The 20,321-nt window shown below is 34.9% G+C and carries 17 protein-coding genes; 11 read left to right on the top strand and 6 right to left on the bottom strand.

Translation table 11 applies throughout. From position 1 onward, the window contains the following. Nucleotides 1-513 precede the first annotated feature (513 nt). Complete coding sequence (locus tag C406_RS0118065; RefSeq protein ID WP_017382062.1) at nt 514-1,776, bottom strand: S8 family peptidase; 1,263 nt, start codon at nt 1,774-1,776, stop codon at nt 514-516. Nucleotides 1,777-2,257: 481 nt separating this feature from the next. Here C406_RS0118065 and C406_RS0118060 point away from each other — a divergent pair, with 481 nt between their 5' ends. After that, the gene (locus C406_RS0118060) at nt 2,258-3,493 is read left to right on the top strand and encodes a helix-turn-helix transcriptional regulator (RefSeq protein ID WP_237740600.1); all 1,236 of its coding nucleotides are present in this window, start codon (nt 2,258-2,260) and stop codon (nt 3,491-3,493) included. Between the two features lie 12 nt (nt 3,494-3,505). Next, the gene (locus tag C406_RS20860; RefSeq protein ID WP_017382060.1) at nt 3,506-3,646 is read left to right on the top strand and encodes a hypothetical protein; all 141 of its coding nucleotides are present in this window, start codon (nt 3,506-3,508) and stop codon (nt 3,644-3,646) included. 258 nt (nt 3,647-3,904) lie between these two features. Here C406_RS20860 and C406_RS0118050 read toward each other — a convergent pair whose 3' ends face one another. Further along, nucleotides 3,905-5,086 carry an NAD(P)-dependent malic enzyme gene (locus C406_RS0118050; RefSeq protein ID WP_017382059.1) on the bottom strand — a complete coding sequence of 394 codons (1,182 nt, stop codon included), beginning with the start codon at nt 5,084-5,086 and terminating at the stop codon, nt 3,905-3,907. Between the two features lie 410 nt (nt 5,087-5,496). Here C406_RS0118050 and C406_RS0118045 point away from each other — a divergent pair, with 410 nt between their 5' ends. The 6 genes from C406_RS0118045 to C406_RS0118010 all read left to right on the top strand — a co-directional run bounded on the left by C406_RS0118045 (nt 5,497) and on the right by C406_RS0118010 (nt 10,870). Then, on the top strand, nt 5,497-5,976 hold the full coding sequence (locus C406_RS0118045) for a metal-dependent hydrolase (protein ID WP_017382058.1): 480 nt from the start codon (nt 5,497-5,499) through the stop codon (nt 5,974-5,976). Between the two features lie 748 nt (nt 5,977-6,724). Then, nucleotides 6,725-7,348 carry a TetR/AcrR family transcriptional regulator gene (locus C406_RS0118035; RefSeq protein ID WP_017382056.1) on the top strand — a complete coding sequence of 208 codons (624 nt, stop codon included), beginning with the start codon at nt 6,725-6,727 and terminating at the stop codon, nt 7,346-7,348. 51 nt (nt 7,349-7,399) lie between these two features. Then, nucleotides 7,400-8,284, top strand: a complete 885-nt coding sequence (locus C406_RS0118030; RefSeq protein ID WP_017382055.1) for an ABC transporter ATP-binding protein — start codon at nt 7,400-7,402, stop codon at nt 8,282-8,284. A 6-nt stretch (nt 8,285-8,290) separates the two neighbouring features. Then, nucleotides 8,291-9,088, top strand: a complete 798-nt coding sequence (locus tag C406_RS0118025; RefSeq protein WP_017382054.1) for an ABC transporter permease subunit — start codon at nt 8,291-8,293, stop codon at nt 9,086-9,088. 31 nt (nt 9,089-9,119) lie between these two features. After that, nucleotides 9,120-9,917 carry an ABC transporter permease subunit gene (locus C406_RS0118020; protein ID WP_017382053.1) on the top strand — a complete coding sequence of 266 codons (798 nt, stop codon included), beginning with the start codon at nt 9,120-9,122 and terminating at the stop codon, nt 9,915-9,917. Between the two features lie 371 nt (nt 9,918-10,288). After that, a complete protein-coding gene (locus tag C406_RS0118010) occupies nt 10,289-10,870 on the top strand; it encodes a hypothetical protein (RefSeq protein WP_017382051.1) in 582 nt (193 codons plus the stop codon). 406 nt (nt 10,871-11,276) lie between these two features. On the opposite strand, the gene C406_RS0118005 is transcribed toward C406_RS0118010, so the two are convergent. Both C406_RS0118005 and C406_RS0118000 read right to left on the bottom strand, forming a co-directional pair. Then, nucleotides 11,277-11,798 (bottom strand): VanZ family protein, encoded by a 522-nt coding sequence (locus tag C406_RS0118005; protein WP_017382050.1) that lies wholly within the window; start codon nt 11,796-11,798, stop codon nt 11,277-11,279. A gap of 221 nt (nt 11,799-12,019) precedes the next feature. After that, nucleotides 12,020-13,486: a flavin monoamine oxidase family protein gene (locus tag C406_RS0118000; RefSeq protein WP_017382049.1), complete on the bottom strand. Its 1,467-nt coding sequence runs from the start codon at nt 13,484-13,486 to the stop codon at nt 12,020-12,022. Between the two features lie 1,285 nt (nt 13,487-14,771). Here C406_RS0118000 and C406_RS0117990 point away from each other — a divergent pair. Both C406_RS0117990 and C406_RS0117985 read left to right on the top strand, forming a co-directional pair. After that, nucleotides 14,772-15,263, top strand: a complete 492-nt coding sequence (locus C406_RS0117990) for a divergent PAP2 family protein (protein ID WP_017382047.1) — start codon at nt 14,772-14,774, stop codon at nt 15,261-15,263. A gap of 197 nt (nt 15,264-15,460) precedes the next feature. After that, nucleotides 15,461-16,168, top strand: coding sequence for a GDSL-type esterase/lipase family protein (locus C406_RS0117985; RefSeq protein WP_017382046.1), 708 nt, complete (start codon nt 15,461-15,463; stop codon nt 16,166-16,168). Nucleotides 16,169-16,307: 139 nt separating this feature from the next. On the opposite strand, the gene C406_RS0117980 is transcribed toward C406_RS0117985, so the two are convergent. Continuing rightward, entirely contained in the window at nt 16,308-16,820 is a 513-nt protein-coding gene (locus C406_RS0117980; RefSeq protein ID WP_017382045.1) for a DUF3231 family protein, read from the bottom strand. Between the two features lie 343 nt (nt 16,821-17,163). After that, a complete protein-coding gene (locus tag C406_RS0117975; protein WP_017382044.1) occupies nt 17,164-17,976 on the bottom strand; it encodes a DUF368 domain-containing protein in 813 nt (270 codons plus the stop codon). A gap of 403 nt (nt 17,977-18,379) precedes the next feature. On the opposite strand from C406_RS0117975, the gene C406_RS0117970 reads away from it, so the two are divergent. After that, nucleotides 18,380-19,816, top strand: coding sequence for a trypsin-like peptidase domain-containing protein (locus C406_RS0117970; protein ID WP_017382043.1), 1,437 nt, complete (start codon nt 18,380-18,382; stop codon nt 19,814-19,816). Nucleotides 19,817-20,321 lie beyond the last annotated feature (505 nt).

Genomic DNA, 20,321 nt, shown 5'->3' with positions numbered 1-20,321 from the left:
ACAAGTTGAACGGGAATAAACGGGTTTGAACAGGAATAAAGCGACCTCGAACAGGAATAAACATCTCGCGAACGGGATTAAATCAAAATGAACAGGAATAAAGACAGTAACCCAAGAATATTACCCTCACATGTATGTAGTAATCTTTTTAAATTATTTAAAAAATTGGCTAGTGATATGGATAAGTTGTTATATCTGACACCAAAATTAAAAAATGATCGTTTTTCAGCAATCTCCCAAAGGTCAATGGTAGTGATAGACTCAACCACCGTAAGATTGCCTACTAGAAAGAGAAAAGCGCTCTTCACTTTAATTCTTTAGTTTATGATGCAGTGGTTTTACCGTCAAAAGCGACCTGGTGAACTTTCAATCTCTGAGTTAGAGCAGTCATACCAAAAGTAACAATGAAACCATAGTCAATTTGAAATAATATATATGACTCTAACTCTTGCAGAACAAGAAAAAGACTAACCAAGGTTAACTTGGTTAGTCTTTTCTCCGTTCTACTAATCGTTAATTCACTCGTGCAAATCCAAACCCTGATGCGTAATCATCACCAGTTGACGCTCCAAAACCGCCTTTAATATCATATGTTTTTGCACGGTTCTGAAGGTTTGTGCGCAATTGAGCGTTCGTCCAGCTTGGATTTTGTGACCAGATTTTTGACGCTAATCCAGCAATGTGTGGTGATGCCATAGATGTACCACTAATCGTATTATATCCACCATTATTCCATGTAGAGTAGATCGCTGCACCAGGAGCTGAAACTTCTACATCACCTTGTTGAATGATGTAATCACCATCTGTCGAAGCATATCCACGAGACGAAAAGTCTGCAATACGGTACGTTCCGTTTTGCTGAACATTTTCAAGTGCTGCTACAGCTACTGCATTAACAAGTGCTCCCGGATAACCAATTGACCCTTGATTTGGACCTGAGTTACCAGAAGCAGCTACAACTAGAACACCTTTGTTATAAGCGTAAGTTACAGCGTTTGAGATTAAGCTGTCATTTCCTGCAGAGCCAAGAGACATGTTGATTACTGTTTTTGTACCAGTAGACGTAGCTTGATCAGCTGTATGTCGAATTGCAGCAGCAATATCGTCAGAATATCCTGATCCATTATCTCCAAGTACTTTATATGCCCAAAGGTCTGAAGCAGGAGCAACTCCAAAAATTCCTGCACCATCGCTTCCACCATCAGCTAATGCAGAACCTGCTACATGTGTACCATGTCCGTGAGCATCGTTACAAGTACCATTTGTGATTTGTACGACACGAGTGAAGTCTTTACATTGTTCAACAGTATTGACTAAATCGTAATGGTTTACATTAACGCCAGTGTCAAGAACGGCAATATTAATACCTTGTCCACCAGAAGTAGTTGTTTGGTTACTATTATTGTAGATGGCTTTTATACCCCATGGTGTTTGGTGAGTCGGATATTCAGCAGCAGCTATTTTACTTTGAGTTGCTCGTACTACGGTATCAAGAGTAACTATCTGTACTTTAGTTACAGTAACATTTTTGTTTTTTTGCAGTGCAGTAAATTGTGTATCAGTCATTTCAGTGGAGAAACCATTTTCAGTTAGTTCCCATCTTACTTTGTATTGATCTTTCAGTGTAGATTTTGTAGATTGATTAGATGCTTCAACATAAACTCGGAATTTCTCGACACTAGTATTACTCGTCGATTCTGCATTTGCACCTATAGTAGGAAATGTTAGACTAGCAGCCAATAAAACACTCATAAAGATTTTTCTCGATCTTTTCATTGTGTGTGCTCCTTTTGTCGATGTATTTTTGTTTCTAAAACAAATCTAGCATATATAGATATTTTCGTTATTGGGAAAATTCAGTTTTTTAATATCAGAATAAATTATATCTGCTATTTTTGTGTAGAAATAATGAGTCAAATGTAATGACTTCTTTACTAATATGGATGTGTGCATATATTTATTAGAAGGTTATTTTCCAATTTATCCAATCCGCATGATATATATCACACTATCATTCATTTTAATATAGTTATATAGTCATAAGGATAACGAATTAAAGAGAGTCAAATTATTCATTGGGAAAATTCAGTTAAATTAAGTAAAATAAATGAAAAAAATAGTATAATAAGATAGATGAAAAGCAATAATTGAATCTTCTCGTGATAATTTAAGAAAATTCCTCCTCTCTAATTTGAAGGATTTATACATTTAAATATTGGAATACTCTAAAAATTGTTTATAATAGAATTAAAATCTTTTGAAAGAAGGTGAAAAAATGCAAATAGGCTCATTAATAAAGTATCATCGAACAAAAATGAAAATGACACAGAGCCAACTTGCAATTGAAATTTGTTCAATCACACATCTTAGTAAAATAGAAAATAATAGCAAAGAAGCGAATGTAGAAACAATTAGACTTTTATTAAATCGACTAGAAATAAATGTACAAGACGCCGAAGAAAGTGAACACAATATACATATATTACTTGAACAAATAATAAAAAATATCCATTATATTGAACATGAGAAATCACGTATTACCTTTCTTAAATTAGATTTTTATAAGGAGATTATAGCGTTTACTAAATATATTTACTTGTATGAAATTTATAAATTAAGATATTACATTTTTATTAAAGACTTAAAATTAGCTGATGACCAGATAAGATGGCTGAATACACAAAAGCAAAATTTTTCCCAACATGAACAATATTTACTTTTATATTTCTCTGCTATATTATTAATTTTGAAGGGAGAATATGGAGAAGCAGAAGAGAAACTTTCAATAATTATTCAAGAGATCGCAGTGAGTAATACTTTTGAAGGAGAAATCTATTATCATCTTGCTCTCGTAAAGGGATATTTGGAACAATCAGGTCACGCTATTTACTACGGTAAAAAGGCCATGGAATTTTATAAAGATCAATTTAATTACAAGAGAATTTTGCATGTTCACATGTCCCTAGCAATCAATTATTCGCAATCTAAGATTTATGAAGAGGCATTAGTATGCTATGAACATTTGATTAGAAACGCTGAAATGCTTAAGGAGAATGACCTTCTTCCGCATATTTACCACAATATTGGAGATTTAAGACATAAGATGGGTGACTATCTAATTGCTCTAGAATACTTCAAAAAAAGCTCAGGTATTTTTAATAAGGACACCGAAGAGTATCTACTTTGTTTGCATAATATTGCACTTACAGAATTCAGGTTAGAAAAATGGATTGAAAGTAAAAATAGTTTTACTATACTAAATGAAAAGTCTATAAAAATGAAAGTGCCACAATACCAGCTTTATTCATCGTTTTATTTATTACTACTTAATAATCAAAAACAAAAGGCCATGAGTTTTTTAGAAGATAAAGTCGTCCCTTATATAGTGAAGATGGATAAACAAAAAGAATACCATCATTACTTTTCTAAAATGCTTGCAGAACATTTTAAAAATGAAGGAAAGTACGAAAAAGCAGTTAAATTCATTTTATGAGGAGTGTTTGATATGAAGAATACCATTTTTTTTGCACTGATTATGATAATTAGTTTTTCCTCACTCGCGAATATTAATTACTATGCCGCTGAAAAAACAAATGAAGTTGCTTATGAAGAAACGACTAGCGTACCTGTACATCCTCCAGTCTGAGTAGAGAAAGTTCAAAGATATCTATGAACTAATAATTCAGATTTTTCAATAAAATGTGTAGAAAAATAAAAAAATCCAACATATGTTGTTGGATTTTTTTTGTGCTTAACTTAGAAATAGTAGTTGGCGAAAACTCTTGAACTGAAATGAAACAATAAGAAAGAGAAGAGCAAAGACTCTTCGCTCTTCCCTTTCTTCCTCTTATGATACAGTGGGTTTACGGTCATAGCGACCAGGAAAACCTTGTCAATAAAATCTTTACTTCAGTAACGCCACATCGGTCTCAACAGCTGCTTGGCTAACTGCATCTGCTACAACTTTGGTAATACGTTTGTCAAAAGCATTTGGAATAATATAATCTTCAGATAGATCATCTTCATCTATTAAAGACGCGATAGCATAAGTAGCTGCCAACTTCATAGACTCATTAATGTCGGTAGCACGTACATTAAGCGCACCTCGGAAAATTCCTGGGAATGCTAATACATTATTAACTTGGTTTGGAAAATCAGAACGGCCTGTCGCGACAACCCTTACACCATATTCTTTCGCTAAATCAGGCATTATTTCAGGCGTTGGATTCGCGAGTGCGAAAACGATTGAATCAACATTCATTTTATCAATCATTTCTTTTGTAAGGATGTTGCCGACTGAAACGCCAATGAACACATCCGCACCTGACATCGCATCAAACAAAGAACCACTTCTATGAGATAAATTTGTTTTTTCAGCAATTGCATCTTTCGCAGGATTCATGCCATCTGGGCGTCCTTTGTAAATAATTCCTTTTGAATCACATAACATGATATGTTTAAACCCAATTTTATTCAAAAGATTTACAATTGAAATACCAGCAGCTCCAGCGCCATTAACAACTATTCTAACTTCGCTCATTTTCTTATTTACGATTTTCAATGCGTTGATTAAACCAGCACCTACTACGATTGCCGTTCCGTGTTGATCATCATGAAAAACAGGAATATTGCATTCCTTTCGTAAACGCTGCTCGATTTCAAAACATCTAGGTGCAGAAATATCCTCTAAATTAATGCCTCCAAAAGTTGGACTAATTGCTTTTACAATACGAACGATTTCATCGACGTCTTGCGTATCCAGACAAATAGGGAAGGCGTCAATGTCAGCAAATTTCTTTAGCAACAAGGCCTTTCCTTCCATCACAGGTAGGGCAGCTTCAGGACCGATATTCCCCAAACCTAGTACAGCAGATCCATCCGTAACAATAGCGACGAGATTCCCTTTAATCGTATAGTCATATACTGCTGATGGGTTTTTTACAATCTCGATACAAGGTTCTGCAACACCTGGAGAATAAGCTAAACTCAAATCAACGTTATTTTCCAAAGGCACTTTAGAGAGGATTTCCATCTTCCCTTTATTAATTAGGTGCATTTCTAAAGCCGAGCTAATTGTTTTCACCATTTATGATGCCACTTCCCTTCATGAATAATAATATTTTGAGTATTCTAATTAATAACATTATTCCTTAAATTACACAACCTTTTTTTTGGACCGTTATTTTGAGAATAAAACAGTGAAGCGCTATAAGTGCTTATGTATAGAGGTTTTAGTACTGTGTTAAATAATTGGAGATGTGAAAAAAATTTTTTGATATTACTGTAATTTAAAAGAAGACATGTAAATTGATGTTGATTATTAGAATTTAAGGAGAGATATTGCAAATACAGAGGAGAATCTGAAATTTATGTTATATACATATTCAGTCAGTAGCCTTAATGGTGTAAAATAATAGAAAGAATAGCTTAGGTAGTTAACGTGCTAAGCTACAAGCTTTCGTGGAATTAAACCAATTTAAAAGGAGAATTCAGCGCATGACAGGAAACACACACATCATAGGCGGTTTAGCAGCAAGTCTTGCGTTTACACAATTTACGAATTACGATCCAGTACTTTTAGTTGGAGCGGGCGTTATCGGTGCTTTGATTCCAGATATATGCCATGGAGGCAGTAAAATGGGTCGGACATTTCCAATGCTATCGAAAGTCATCAATGTCATCTTCGGACATCGTTCATTCACTCATAGTTTGTTATTTTTAGTGTTAATTGCAATTATTATGAATTCATTTGTAACAAATGAAGCAATAACAGCGGGAATTTTGATTGGAATCGTTAGCCATATGATATTAGATATGGCAACAAAAAATGGAATCAAATTGCTGTATCCATTAAAGATAACGGTACGTTTTCCCATTACGACTAGAACTGGAAGTATGGTGGAATATGTAGTGATGGCCATCTTATCCGTACTTTCGGTGTATTTTGGATACGAGACGTTTAGTTATTATTTATAAGTCGAGTGTAGGATTCAAATTCAATTACGGTTATTGATGCATATTTAGTTGCGAACAGAAAGCAAGAAGGAATAGAAGTAGGAGAATGGAAATTTTTTTAGAATATTCGCCTCCACTCATGAAAAATGGATATGGAAACTCAACAACTTATTCAGTTGTTGGGTTTTTTTCTATCTTGTATGGCAAGGGTTTAACTGAAGCTTTGGAGGATAAATTCAAGGTACTATAACCTAGTTTCTTTGCTACAGGCAATCTTGCCGTCGATCTTAATCCCATTCATAACAATGATGACCAGAAGGTGAAATTACGGCCTATTGATACGCATAATTCAGGGATTTCTATACTGTAGCGTGCCTCAAATGAATAAAGGAGATGGCTCAGTTGTAATTATTGGGTGTCACGTTGTAATTATGAAGCGTGACGTAGTAAAAATAGCCCACCACGTTGTAAAAATCGTGATCCACGTTGTAATAGTGAAATTAAGGAATTTATTTGTGTTTATATGAATATGGAAGTAAAAAATGATACTCACTCTATTGAAGTATTCTAGAGAAATGTAGAAAATAGCGTTACTTTTCAGTCTCCAAATATAATTACCGGTGGCTTTGTTGTGAAGTTAATTCATTAAAAATGAATAATAATTAACTTTTCTCATAATATATAATTATCCATTGACTATTTTGGTCAATCGGCATAAACTGAAAATGACCAAGCTGGTCAATTGATTTATTAGGCAAGGAGGATGACCATGTTTTCTAAGTTTTTGAATTTGAATCCAGAAAAACAACAACGAATTATTAATGCAGCATGTAAGGAATTTGCTCAAAAAGGGTATGACAATGCATCGACCAATGAGATGGTAAAAGAAGCGGGGATTTCAAAAGGATTGTTATTCCACTATTTTAATAGTAAGAAAGAATTGTATTTATATTTATATGATCATTTGCAAGAAATGTTTATGGAAAAGATATATGCAAAAATAGACTGGAATGAGCGAGATATATTTACTAAATTAAGGCAAATGGCATTGCTGAAATTTGACTTATTTATTGAGTATCCCGAGTTGATAAATTTTATTAAAAGTGCCTATTTTGAAGACTCGAATGAAGTTAAAAATGAAGTAGCTCAAAGGCATAATAAATTGGTAGTTACTGCTTATCAACAGTTTTTTTCAGACTATGACCATTCTAAATTTAAAGAGGATATAGATATTAACCAAGCTATAAATATCATTTTTTGGACGATGGAGGGTTTTGCAAATCAACAACAGGAGAAATATAAAAAATTCTCATCTGACCAATTAAATATGGAAGAGATAATAGCGGATATGGAGACTTATTCAGAGACGCTAAGAAATGCTTTTTATAAATAGAACTAAATCGTTCTACCAGGATAATCTTGATATAAAAGAGGAGGTTTTATCATGAATGTAATTGAAATTAATAATCTAACGAAAACTTATGGAAAAGCAAGAGGGATATCTAATGTGAATTTTAATGTTGAAGAAGGAGAAATCTTTGGATTTATTGGACCGAATGGTTCTGGGAAATCAACAACGATACGAACTATATTGTCACTCATTTTCCCAACCAGCGGAAGTGCTAAAATTTTTGGCAAAGACTGCATCGAATTTGCTCCCGAAATTGCAAAAGAAATTGGCTATTTGCCATCTGAAGTGTTCTACTACGACAATATGAAAGTGATAGATCTATTAAAATATTCTGCTAGTTTTTATAAAAAAGATTGCACGAAAAGAATTAAAGAGTTGGCTGAGATAATGGATTTAGATCTAACTAAAAAGATTGATGACTTATCTTTAGGCAATAAAAAGAAAGTGGGTATTGTTCAAGGGTTACTTCATGATCCTAAGTTAATTATTCTAGATGAGCCTACAAGTGGTTTGGACCCATTAATGCAGCATAAATTTTTTGATTTGCTAGAAGAAGAGAATAAAAAAGGTGCAACCATCTTATTTTCATCTCATATTTTAAGTGAAGTTCAACGATTATGTGATCGTGTTGCCATTATTAAAGACGGTAAAATTATTAAGGTAGAAAAGATTAGTACTTTAAAAGACAACAACTTTAAACGGTTTAAAATTCAAACTACAGCTACAGTAAATAAGGATGTCTTTAATATAGCTGGCGTCAATGATTTCGACGTAAAAGGGGACATATGTAGCTTTTTATTTCGGGGTAATATTAACGACGTAATGAAAAAAATAGCCGAAATTGACATAGCGAATCTTTGGATAGGGGAGCCGGATCTTGAGGAAATCTTCATGCACTATTATGAAAAGGAGGACTAATAAGCTATGAATATATTTCTGCATGAATTGAAGGCATATCGTAAATCAACCATTATTTGGACGCTATCATTAAGTGCATTAGTTCTCGTATTCATGTCTTTATTTCCGTCGATTTCAAAGGAAATTGATGAGTTTAAAAAGGTGCTGGAAGCTTTTCCAGAGCCGGTTAGGCAAGCACTCGGAATAGAAATAAATACGATGGGTTCTATTTTGGGTTTTTATTCCTACACATTTGTTTATCTCACTCTTTGCGGAACGATCCAAGCGATGATTATAGGCATATCCATTATCTCAAAGGAAGTACGTGAAAAAACGGCAGACTTTCTATTAACTAAACCTGTTACACGTTCAAAAATAGTAACATCCAAAATTCTGGCAGCAATCATTTCTTTACTCATTACAAATGTTATTTTTATCGCTGTTGCAAGTTTGGTAGTTTCTCAAGTGAAAACTGAAGATTACAGCGTCACACTATTTTTTATGATTTCGATTACACTGCTTTTCATGCAGTTAATTTTTCTTTCATTGGGAATTGTCATTTCAGTTGTTTTTCCTAAAATTAAATCAGTGATGGCTGTTTCTCTTGGGACTGTCTTTAGTTTCTTCTTTATTGGCATGTTCGCTTCAACAACTGGAGAAGGAGCAAAACGCTATCTTTCGCCATTTAAATATTTTGATACAGCCAGTATCATTGAAAATGGTAGCTATGAGCTTTCATTTATTATCGCAGGAATTACCATAATCATTGTCTCGCTAGTTGTTAGCTATATCATATATGCAAAAAAAGATATCCATGGAGTTTAACTATATTGGGTTTTAAGGGAGGGGCTTCGTTATGAATATTATGATGAGAGAAATGAAAGCTCATCGCAAATCACTTATTATATGGTGTATCGGCGTGGTAGTAATGGTTGGGAGCGGTATGAGTAAATTTGTTGTTATGTCTTCCACAGGCCAATCCATGAATGATCTTATTGCTCAGATGCCAAAATCCTTACAAGCTATCATGGGAATTGGAACACTGGATATATCAACGGCTAGTGGTTATTTTGGGATTCTCTTTTTATATTTGTTAATCATGGCAACGCTTCATGCTGTTATGCTTGGAGCAGATATTATTTCAAAGGAAGAACGAGATAAGACTGTCGAGTTTTTATTTGTAAAACCCATCTCAAGAAGTGAAATTATCACATCAAAATTGCTAGCAGCTCTTGTAAATATTGTGATTTTCAATATCGTCACATGGGTTTCAAGCGCAGTTATAGTTGGAAAATATAGTAATGGTGAATCCGTCAGTGCTGATATCGCTATTACAATGGTAGGCATGTTTATTTTACAACTATTATTTTTAGCGATTGGAAGTGCAATAGCATCTGTAATTAAAAAATCGAAAAAGGCTAGCTCATTAGCAACAGGAATCCTTTTAATGACGTTTATGTTATCAATTGCAATCGATTTAAATGACAAGTTAGACAGTTTAAAATATGTAACACCGTTTAAATATTTCGAAGCGAAAAATGTCATGTACGGTGAAGGTTTTGAGACCGTATTTGTGTTATTGTCAGTAATCATTATCGTTGCATTATTTACGCTAACATTTGTTTTTTATAAAAAGAGAGATTTAAATGTGTAGGATATAATTGTATAAGGCTCCCTTTCTCGTGGAATATGGGGGGATAATAGCATGGTTGGAGATGCAAGAAAAGTTTGTAGCGTGAGTTCCAACATGGAAAAAGGATTTACCAATGTATCAGCTTTAGTCTCCGGCTCGCTATGGACGACAAACCCGATGCATCTTAATCTAGGGATATAAAGAATTGCGATGTGAAGTTGTCACATCGCAACTCTTAGTTTTTAGAATCAATCTTGCACAAAATATAAGATAAACGCTTCTTATTTCTTGGTTATATTTATGTTTAAATAAATTTAGAGGTTATGAAGATGTGAAGAATTGTTTTTAAACTAAATGGCAGGATTATTTAATAAGAGGTTGGAGGATTTAATGTGACTAATAAAACGAAAAAAATCATTATAAGTTTAGTTGGGTTATTTGTGTTTTTTATTCTGATAATGACTTGGTTTTATCCCTATTCTGTTTTCAGTATTCATAAAAGTTATTCTTTCACACCTGACCCAGTTGTTGTCGATGGATATGTTAAAGATTTAAATGAATTTAAAAGCTCTTATGAAAAAGATTTAGAGGAATTGAGAACGGATAGCACAATAGATTTAACAACTGACCGAACGCAGTATTTGCTACCGTTGTTTGAACAAGATTGGTTACTCAGTAAGGAGCCTGTAAAGTTGAGTATGGATGATTTAGATAACATTTTACTCCAAGTGAAAAATGCTAGAAAAACTTTACTGAAACTTTTAGCTAACGAGGATTATAAAAAAGAACAAAGGCGATATTTAGTCGATAGTATAAGAAATATACTATCATTAGAAGAAGAAATTGTTGATATAAAAACAGGTAAAGCAGAATCAAGAAAAACACTAAAAATTCAATTTAGTAATCTTCACGGGAGTTTTTTAAATAACTTTTTGATGTTTGAAATTTTTTATGAAAGGTCACGAAACGAGTAATTTTATTATTAAAGTAACGGGTGGCTAAAGTTGAGTAAGTAATTTAAAAAATATGGAAATAGCGTAGTTCAAATTGAACTACGCTATTTTATTTTAAGACAACAAAAAGCACCGCATTATGCGATGCAATTAGTTATACATTTTCATTAACATTTTAACGTGTAAATTTGATTTTTGCGATAGGTAACGGAACCTGTTACGAAATTGTATCTTCGGCCCATTTCTTGTTAAACAATAAGTGTCTATTCTCGCGTAAACCAAACCCAAAAACTCTGCATTCTAACTGGTTTCTTTTATTCGTGAGGTTATGGTGCAGTAAGTTTTGAGCCAAAGCGACTTGGAAACATGTCGATCCTGTATGATAAATTATTTCCTCAGCTGGTGCTTTGTTAAAAGTAACCGGATTTTAATTTGCCCGGTTTTTATTATAACGTCTGGTTTTTGGGGTTACTAATTTAGCTGAAGTCACATGTCGATGTTTCGTAGCATTCCAATAGGTTCTTAAGATATATAAACTACCTAGCGCTAAAGCTGCACCAAATGAGTCAAGAAATACATCTTGAGTCGATGGAGTTCGCCCTCCAGTTAAAGATTGGTGATATTCGTCTGCCATCGCAATTACTACGGTAATGACAAATGCCATTCTGATTTTACGTACCACGATATAGGCTGCAATGGCTAGTGCTCCAAAAATAACAATATGTGCTCCTTTTCTAATTAGAAACTCAATAAATGCATGATAACCACGTTCTTCTACAGAAATGGTCGTTCCCCAATACGGGATTTGAAAAAGTGATAGAACTCCCTTTAAAGGTTCACTAGGAAGCCATTTCATTAAATTGGGGATTAGTGATTGTTGTTCATAAGTTTGCCCAGAAGAGTAAAAGAGAGTTAGTAAAATGAGGATAAATAAAATGTATTTTTTCATAAATATTATTCTATCATGTATTAGCATATTTTTCCTGTTTTAAGATTTTTAATTAATTATAATGAACTGGAATGAAACCATCTAGCACCATCCCCTAAAAGAAGCCTACACATCACTAGCAGCAGAAGCCCTTTTGCATTTTTAATTGAACTGAACTAAAAGCTGCATCTATTCCTGAAAAATAGCTGATTTACTTCCTCCTACCCTATGAATATATTATTTCAAGGTAAGTCATTGACTTCATGTGCTACACGGATTCCAGACTCAATAGCCCCTTGTATCCAACCGTGTGGGAGGGCAGTGTGTTCCCCTGCAAAGTGTACCCTTCCTTCCGGAGAAGAGATAGCATGAAAAAGTTCTGTTTCTTGTTCAGGTTTGAACAACGAAAAAGCCCCGCCTGAATATGGATTTAGAGCCCATCTGTAAGAAGCCCCTGTTATAAATTCATCATATACTTGTTGCCCATGTATGGTAGCCAAGTTCTTTAAAGCTTGTTGAATTCGATTTTCCTCACTTAAACCGATCCATGGTATAGCATCATCCTCCCAAGTATAGCTAGCTATAATCACTCCTGGCCCGTTATCCCCAATTCCATGACTGGGATAATAACTAAATCGAATGGGCAAATCCGTCGCCGTATGCCCACCTTGTATCCCATCATCCTCCCAAAATCTACTCTTAAACTGAAGACCAATCTTTGTAGAAGTCACATAATGAAGTTCCCGAATCGCCTTCCACTTGTTGTGGGAAAAAGAATCGTGGGGTTCAACTTCAACAAATTGCATAACCGAGAATGGGATGGTCAAGATGCAAATGTCACATGTCGTTTCCATTGGTTTCAACGACTCTGTATCCATAGAATAAATGGTAACTTGGTTATTACGCTGCACAATTTTGGTCAACTTTTGTCTATACAAAATGTCTTCTTTTAATTGTGGGAGAAAAGCTTGTGGAAGTTGATCGTTACCACCGGTAATTTCATAGAAACTGACAGTAGGATTGAAAAGAATGATTAATTCTCGTAATATATCAAGAAAAGCGAGTTCACTCAAGCCCTCGATAGCAAGGAGTACCTTAATCATTTCAATTGCACCAGGAGATAAAGTAACCCCATTTGGGTTATACCTTAAAAAACCGTCCATCGAGTATCTATCATATTCCTTTATTACCCATCTCCAATTTTCCAGCGGATTTAAATTGATAAAGTCTATAACTGGTTGAATTACTGTTTGAATCAACTCCTCAGCTGTTTTGCCTTTTTCGTGAGGGGCAACTGGGTAGTCAAGAATATCAGGGTTCTGTTTATACAGATATTGGCGCGTTTTAATTCCATTTACATAGATCAGGTCGTTAGGCGTAGAGTTAATAAACGAATTAACTGGTAAGTGGAATTTTTTTATGTATTCCAAAGTGAAATAATGATGATTTGGAATACGCATCGCTCCTGCTTCCATATACTGTCCATTGATAAAAGGGGATCGTTTCGTATAGATACGTCCCCCTACTCTATTGGAAGCTTCAAGGATGGTTACATTGTGCCCAGCTTCCTTTAACAAAGAGGCAGCGACCAGTCCTGCCATACCTGCACCGACAATGAGTATCTTTTTGGGAGCTTGCGTTTTATTTAATCCATGTTGAATAGTTGAAACCATTTGATATGGTGATATAAGAGGAAGGGTGTCAGTCATTACTCGTTCTCCTTTTCATACCTCATCAGATTTGCGAAGTAAACCATCTATTATTTGAGGTTACAATCAATCTATTCTTCTACACATAATCCTATGTAAAATAACCTTATTTTTTTCATAAGTTGGAAGTCTCTAGAGCACCTTCAATGGAGTCATTTCTGACAGGTAATTTTAAGCTACTCCAAGAAAAAATCCGCCTTTGAGTTTAGAAAATGACTTGGGTGGATTTAAAATCATACTTCATAAGAAGTACATTTTTGGGGGATATATATTCATCAGACGGGAAAAGTGAATCCGCCAAGGGAGTAGTGGCAGAGGGTAACTTCCTAGAACTGGTGTTTTGTCAACACGTTGTGGATGCTCCATGCAAACCAGTTCATTTTTTTACTAACTGCAGGAAGTATTTTTATGTTTGTAGAATTCTCAAGAGAAAATGCATATATTGTTCTATAGTTGCATTAAGGAAACTTTTTTTCTTGAAGGAAAAAGATTTCTGGTTTTCTTACATATTTTTATTTAGGAGGTATTTTATGTTTGTAGGATTCTTAAGAGAACATGCATTTGCTTCTAATTCATTACCTGTATTGTTATGGGCGACTTCTTTTTATATTTGTAAAATTCTTAAGAGAAAATGCATATGATTCCCCAACATGGAAGACAAAAGGTTTTTGGACCGAAAATGATTGCTTTCTGATCCAAACGTTTCTGTCAACCGGGGCAGCATAGAGCATGCATTACCATAAACGAATCAATTCCATATTCCTCTCCAAAAGAATCCACCGACTAAACGTCGATGGATTATTTTGATTCCCATTCAGAATTCCATAAAAATTAGAATAATCCAGCAACCAAGAAGTTGCTGGAATATTTTGGTTTTTAAAAATGTGGCTATTGAAATTGTAATTCCGAAAATCAATCGAGCAAACAATTCTATCCGATTCTTGAAAAAACGTAACTGGTCAGCTCGCAAATTTCGAAACGGGTGAACTGGAACAAAGCGACAGCGAACAGGAATAAACACCTTGTGAACCGGATTAAATCACAATGAACAAGGAATAAACACTTGTGGCGGATGAAAATCAGCTACTGCTGCTTAATTTATAGGGAAAAGGGTATTTATACTTGAGAATGATGATTTTTTATTAGTTAAAGGATTCTAAGCTTAAAGTATATTCCCTCTAGTATTTATTATGAAAGTTGAATAAAAAGAAGCCAGTAGGGTATTAAATGTAAAAGAAGGATTTTATAGATGATCTATCTATTACTTGAATTGAGGGTGAAGAGAATGAAGAAAATGAATCGTGGAATGATTACAGCTTTATCTGCCATTGCAATAGCTCAAGGTTTGAAGGTATTTACACATAAAAAGTTAACTGGTAAGTGGGATTGGCGACCTCTAATTCAGACCGGTGGGATGCCGAGCTCACATTCTGCGGGAGTAGCGGCACTTGCTACGTATATGGCTGCGAATAAAGGGACAAGACATACTGAAACAGCGCTTGCAGTCGTTTTTGGGTCTATTGTCATGTATGATGCACAAGGAATTAGACGTCATACGGGTGAGATTGCACAACTTGTAAATGAACTTGAAGACAGATTTGAAATCATCTCCAGTGATTTTCCTAGTTTAATGTACAGCAAACGTGACACAGAGCTCAAAGAACTTCTAGGTCATCAACCGATTGAAGTTCTTGGTGGCGCAATTTTTGGTGTAGTACTCGGTCTCATTTCTGCGCAAATTGAAAATGATGAAAAAGATAAAAATCGAAATAATTAATGTTCCTAAACGTGACAATGTGAATAGCAAGAAAGAGGCGGCTGAATTTTTAACGGCAGCCTGTTTAATGGTGCGTATCTTTTACCTGTAGTTATGCTTCTAATCATCTTTTAATGGTTGTGAAATATAGCAGGTTAGGTCAGGTATCTGAAATTCCATTTCCATGAGTTAATTAGACAGAATGGGATGTGCATGATATGAAAAAACTAAGAGTTTTGTTAACATTGTCTTTATCATTTAACCTTTTACTTGTTGCTTTTATAGGCTTCGTTATTTTTAAAAAAGGACAATTAAATCTCTTTACTAATCAATTGTCGGATATCCCCACTGTGCAGGAATATCCGGATTATTATTTGTTGAAAAAAGACGTATTTGAAGCTAGTGACACGACAAATATAGATAAAGTATTTGTAGGTGATAGCATTTCAGATTATGGCGATTTTCAAGAATACTTTTCTGGAGAAGTTGTGTTCAATAGAGGTATTAGCAATGATAATGCTAAGGGTGTTCTAAATAGAATAGATGAAGTTGTAAATCGAAATCCAAAAGAAGTATATATCATGATTGGTATTAATGATATTTTGCATGGAACAGATATTATTGTATTTGAAGAGAATGTCAAAAACATAGTTCAAGCATTTGATCAATCTTCGTCTAAAGTTATTGTTCAATCAATTCTTCCTGTAAATAATGATATTTTTAGATATGAATTATCCAATGATGATGTAGCCGAATTTAACGAAGTACTCCAAAAGATAGCGCAAGAGAATGACTCTTCATATATAGACTTGCATCCATATTTCACTGATGAAAACGGAGAGTTGAAGAAAGACTATACATTTGACGGGATTCATTTGAATGGAAAAGGCTATCAAGTGTGGATCGATGTTCTTGCTTCTCGTTAGAAATATTTTAATTCTTGTTCAACAAATATAAGAAAAAGGAATCCATCAATTGAGTCGTTGATGGATTCCTTTTTTCGCTTAAGGAAAAACCCTTGGCTACCAGGGGGGAGTAGCCAAGGGCTTTCAGTGTTTTTGCTGCTTATTGTGTAAGTCTTGGTGCATCATGAAGTGGAGGAGGTATCAGCCACGCTTTATCTTTGTTAAGTTTTAAAAGCTTGGCACCAAATAGAGCTTTATCAGCGTGAAACTGTCCGAACATCATGCCGATGTCTTCGCGAACTGATTGACCCATTACTTGGCTGCACGCCACCAAACCTTGAGCAATGTTTGCAGATAATATGGCACTAATTTCAACGTCCATAAATCTTGCTCCTACAGGAATATCTTCAGCTGTAGCTACTGGGCGATCAGGAAGAGCTGGAGGAAGTGCAATTCCATTGGCTTTTAATATTTCTGATGCTTGTTGTACTTCTGCTTTTATCGTGTGAACAGTTTCTTCAAGTAGTGATTTGAGTGCTCTGTCGCCTGCATGATTAATGAAGGCTTGATAAACGCTTATTAATCCATTACTAGCAATAATATACGACCAAACACCAAACACTTCACCTTCATGCAATGGCTCTAGTTTAGGATTACCATTTAAAATACCCAAAAATAAATCTCCTCCTCAAGGTTGTTGTAATTTTGAATCCTTTTTACAAGGAGTCAATTACAATTTTTATTATGTGATGTTACTCTTTTTCCTATGCATTGGAAATTTTTTTACCAATGAGTATAAAGAGAAATGTTTTGGACATACTAAAAATACAAAGTTTACATATTAGTGGAGAATTGAGAATGTGAATAGTAATAAGGGAGCGGCTGAAAATGTAATTTCAGCCGCTTGTTTCATTAACAAGGAAGTCTTTAGCCTTATATTTTCGCGTTTTCAAGAAAAAGAAAAAACACCTATTTCATTTAAGAAAATAGATGTTTTTACTGAAATTTTTATTCTGTTAACCTCTTTTTCCAAGCCAAACTGCTACAAAAAGACCGACAAAGAGCGCGCCAATGCTAAGTGAAATATTGTTTAAAGTTAGTGTTAGTCCTGGGAACACTACAAAAAGTGAGCCGAAAACTAATCCGATAATCAGTGCGTACATCATTAATGGGAAGCGGGAAAGTAAATATTTAATGCCTTTACTGCTAAATATAAAGCCAGATGCAATTCCTGCTCCGATGACCATTATAATAGGGAGATTCAAGGTTGTAATTGCGTTAATTGCTGTGGGATATACGCCTATAATCAGTAAAACAAATGAGCCGCTGATACCTGGAAGAAGCATGGCCATACTTGCACCAGCACCTGCTAAGAATAATCCGATGATGGATAGGATCGTTAGTGTTTCGATAGGATTGCCGCCTTCATCTGGTTTGAAAAATGCCATGCTTGCAACTAGGATGGCACCGACTATTAAAATGACAAAATGTTTAGCTTTAAACGTGCCTCGTACATTTGCTTCTTTTAATAAATAAGGAAGAATTCCGAGAATTAAACCGAGAAAAAAGAAGTTAGTTGGTTGTGGATATGACTCAAGGAGCCATTCTACAGCGTGACTAAGTAGGAGAATGGCTGATCCCATTCCTAGTCCTAGGGTTAGTAAGAAAGGGACGTGTTTTTTCCATTCTTTTGTTGTAATTCCGCTAACTGCATTGATAAATTGATCATAAATTCCCAATAAAACTGCAATAGTTCCACCGCTGACACCTGGGATAATATCACTCGTTCCCATAGCCATACCGCGAAAAATATTTCTCCAATCAAACATATATGTATCTCCTTTTTTATCTAGATAGAAAGTATAAGATTTTTCGAGCAATACCTTCGTACTTGGCGTTGTTATGTCTAGCTCCAAACGCCAGCTCACACCTAAGCTTCAGACCCTCATGCGGAAACAAGTTTCCGAATCGTTTCTTCCAGCACCAGTGATGAGCTAGAAGGCGTTTTCTGCCTTTCTTGTCTATTCATTTTGTTATAAGTTTTTAGAATTAATTGCCAGTCCTCATTATACGCTAAGAATTTCCGTTCGTCATGGGATAATCGATTTAAAGTAGACTGCTGAATTTTCAGATGATAAGAAGCTAAAGCTGATTCAAGTTAACCGTTTATGTATATTCGCATATGAGCATAGTATGATAAAGTAACAAGATTTTACAGGGAGGAGGGTGAGAATGTTTTGCGCAAAATGTGGATTAAAAAATGAACATGAAGCGAAATTTTGCTCGAATTGTGGCCAGGAGTTAATAAAATCACGTTTTAAAGCAAAGAAAAAGAAAATGATTACTATCGTTGCAGGTTTTTTGTCGATACTTGCTTTAGTTGCTATTGGTTTTATTATAGCAACAACATTGAATGGTGCAGAAAAAGTAGTTCAGGTTGAAGTCAGCAAACAACTTTCACCCAAAAATGCAACTAAAGAAATGATAGAAGCTCCTAGGGTTGATCCTCCAAAACTTGAAAGTAAAAAGGAAGAACCCTTAAAAGAAAACAAACCTCTTAGTAATGAAAAAGAAAACAATCCAGTTAATAATGAAAAAGAAAAAACACAAATTATTAAAGAATCTCAATCTCGTGTGTACACAATTTTCACTGAAACAGGCTTAGGTTCCGGTTTTTTATTTGAGAATAAAGGGACTGTCGTGACGAATGCTCATGTTGTAGCTGGCTATACAGAAGTGATTGTTCGTAATGTATTGGGCAAAAAAACGACTGGACGGGTAATTGGTATTTCCGACAAATATGATATTGCTTTAATACAAGTTGATGATTACGCGGGGCAAACTTCACTTGAAACAGAAGCGAATGTAACGGACATTGGTAGTGAGGTCATCGCACTTGGAAGTCCACAAGGTTTAGAAAATTCGGCTTCGATAGGTTATTTAACAGGACTTGACCGCTCATTTGAATCCGGTTTTCAATACGATAATGTGTACCAAGTAGATGCGCAAATATCTCCTGGAAGTAGTGGAGGACCTTTACTCGATGCAAAAACAGGTAAAGTAATTGGCATTAATTCAGCAATACTGACAGCGGACCAATCGATTGGATTTTCCATTCCGATGTATACCATGATTGACTTGCTTAAAAAATGGTCTGATTCACCGATGACATCTGCTGAAGTGGCAAGTATATTTTCATTCTACGATGACTATGATTATGAACCTGAAGAACTTGAAGAATCTGAAGAAATTGAGGAACCCGAAGAACCTGAAGAAATACAAGAGAATACACAAGACGATAGCTATTACTTTGACGAGGGAAGTTTAACAGATTTTGTCCTTTATTTCCGTGAGAACTATGAAATGGCGCTTTATCATGAAGATTTTAACTTCATCGAAGACTTACTTCTGTACGATAGCCATTTATATCACGAAATGGCTGAATACATTACGGAAATAACCAATCAAGGCATGATTTTTGAGTTTACGAAAAATGAGGTAATGGGCATAGTTATCGAAGGAGACTATGCTGTCGTAAGCACATATGAAGTGTTTGAGTTCATGGATGGGGCCGGGGAATGGTCAACTTACGAGAGAACAAAAGATTATTCCATCGTAATCGATGAATATGATGCATTTCGAATTTCAGATATCGTTATTTTCGACTGAAGCCTTTAGAGAATTTCGATTCCGGCAGCCAATTTTGGGTGCTGGATTTTATCAAAAGATAACTTTGGTATTCGGATCGCTTTGAAACCGAGGGAAGGAAAGTGACGAGAGAGCTGAACTTCTCATTTTCTCACTTCATTAGGTTTCTGGGTTGCTTTGGACAGCAACATAAATAAAGAAGTGCGAGGTGACAAAATCACCTCGCACTTCTTTATTGCCTAAATGCAGTCTTGTTGCGGTTGTGCATCTGACTCTAACATAAACTTTGTGCGAGAAAAAAGACACTTACTAAATTTAAACATGACGCAGTAAATGCAATTTCTTCAGCATTTAACCTCTATACAGTGTTGTACTCCTTCGAAAATGCTAAAAAAGGGTATTTCTATACTGTGTAATGCGTCTGTCGTAGTCAAAAGAGATGGCTCTAATGTCGAGCGAAAGCTCAGTTGTAATTAATTGCTGTCACGTTGTAATTATAGAAGGTGATGGACTTCTGTCAAGAAAG

It is taken from the genome of Paenisporosarcina sp. TG-14 (assembly GCF_000297555.1).
In the GTDB taxonomy this organism is placed as follows: domain Bacteria; phylum Bacillota; class Bacilli; order Bacillales_A; family Planococcaceae; genus Paenisporosarcina; species Paenisporosarcina antarctica.
Note: the sequence above shows the minus strand (reverse complement) of the source record. Positions and strands in the feature narration are given on the sequence as shown.

What these genes read in the sequence shown, in the direction of transcription:
- C406_RS0118065 (WP_017382062.1), bottom strand. Translation starts at nt 1,776, where the DNA reads ATGAAAAGATCGAGAAAAATCTTTATGAGTGTTTTATTGGCTGCTAGT.
- C406_RS20860 (WP_017382060.1), top strand. Translation starts at nt 3,506, where the DNA reads ATGAAGAATACCATTTTTTTTGCACTGATTATGATAATTAGTTTTTCC.
- C406_RS0118050 (WP_017382059.1), bottom strand. Translation starts at nt 5,086, where the DNA reads ATGGTGAAAACAATTAGCTCGGCTTTAGAAATGCACCTAATTAATAAA.
- C406_RS0118045 (WP_017382058.1), top strand. Translation starts at nt 5,497, where the DNA reads ATGACAGGAAACACACACATCATAGGCGGTTTAGCAGCAAGTCTTGCG.
- C406_RS0118035 (WP_017382056.1), top strand. Translation starts at nt 6,725, where the DNA reads ATGTTTTCTAAGTTTTTGAATTTGAATCCAGAAAAACAACAACGAATT.
- C406_RS0118030 (WP_017382055.1), top strand. Translation starts at nt 7,400, where the DNA reads ATGAATGTAATTGAAATTAATAATCTAACGAAAACTTATGGAAAAGCA.
- C406_RS0118025 (WP_017382054.1), top strand. Translation starts at nt 8,291, where the DNA reads ATGAATATATTTCTGCATGAATTGAAGGCATATCGTAAATCAACCATT.
- C406_RS0118020 (WP_017382053.1), top strand. Translation starts at nt 9,120, where the DNA reads ATGAATATTATGATGAGAGAAATGAAAGCTCATCGCAAATCACTTATT.
- C406_RS0118005 (WP_017382050.1), bottom strand. Translation starts at nt 11,798, where the DNA reads ATGAAAAAATACATTTTATTTATCCTCATTTTACTAACTCTCTTTTAC.
- C406_RS0118000 (WP_017382049.1), bottom strand. Translation starts at nt 13,486, where the DNA reads ATGACTGACACCCTTCCTCTTATATCACCATATCAAATGGTTTCAACT.
- C406_RS0117990 (WP_017382047.1), top strand. Translation starts at nt 14,772, where the DNA reads ATGAAGAAAATGAATCGTGGAATGATTACAGCTTTATCTGCCATTGCA.
- C406_RS0117985 (WP_017382046.1), top strand. Translation starts at nt 15,461, where the DNA reads ATGAAAAAACTAAGAGTTTTGTTAACATTGTCTTTATCATTTAACCTT.
- C406_RS0117975 (WP_017382044.1), bottom strand. Translation starts at nt 17,976, where the DNA reads ATGTTTGATTGGAGAAATATTTTTCGCGGTATGGCTATGGGAACGAGT.
- C406_RS0117970 (WP_017382043.1), top strand. Translation starts at nt 18,380, where the DNA reads ATGTTTTGCGCAAAATGTGGATTAAAAAATGAACATGAAGCGAAATTT.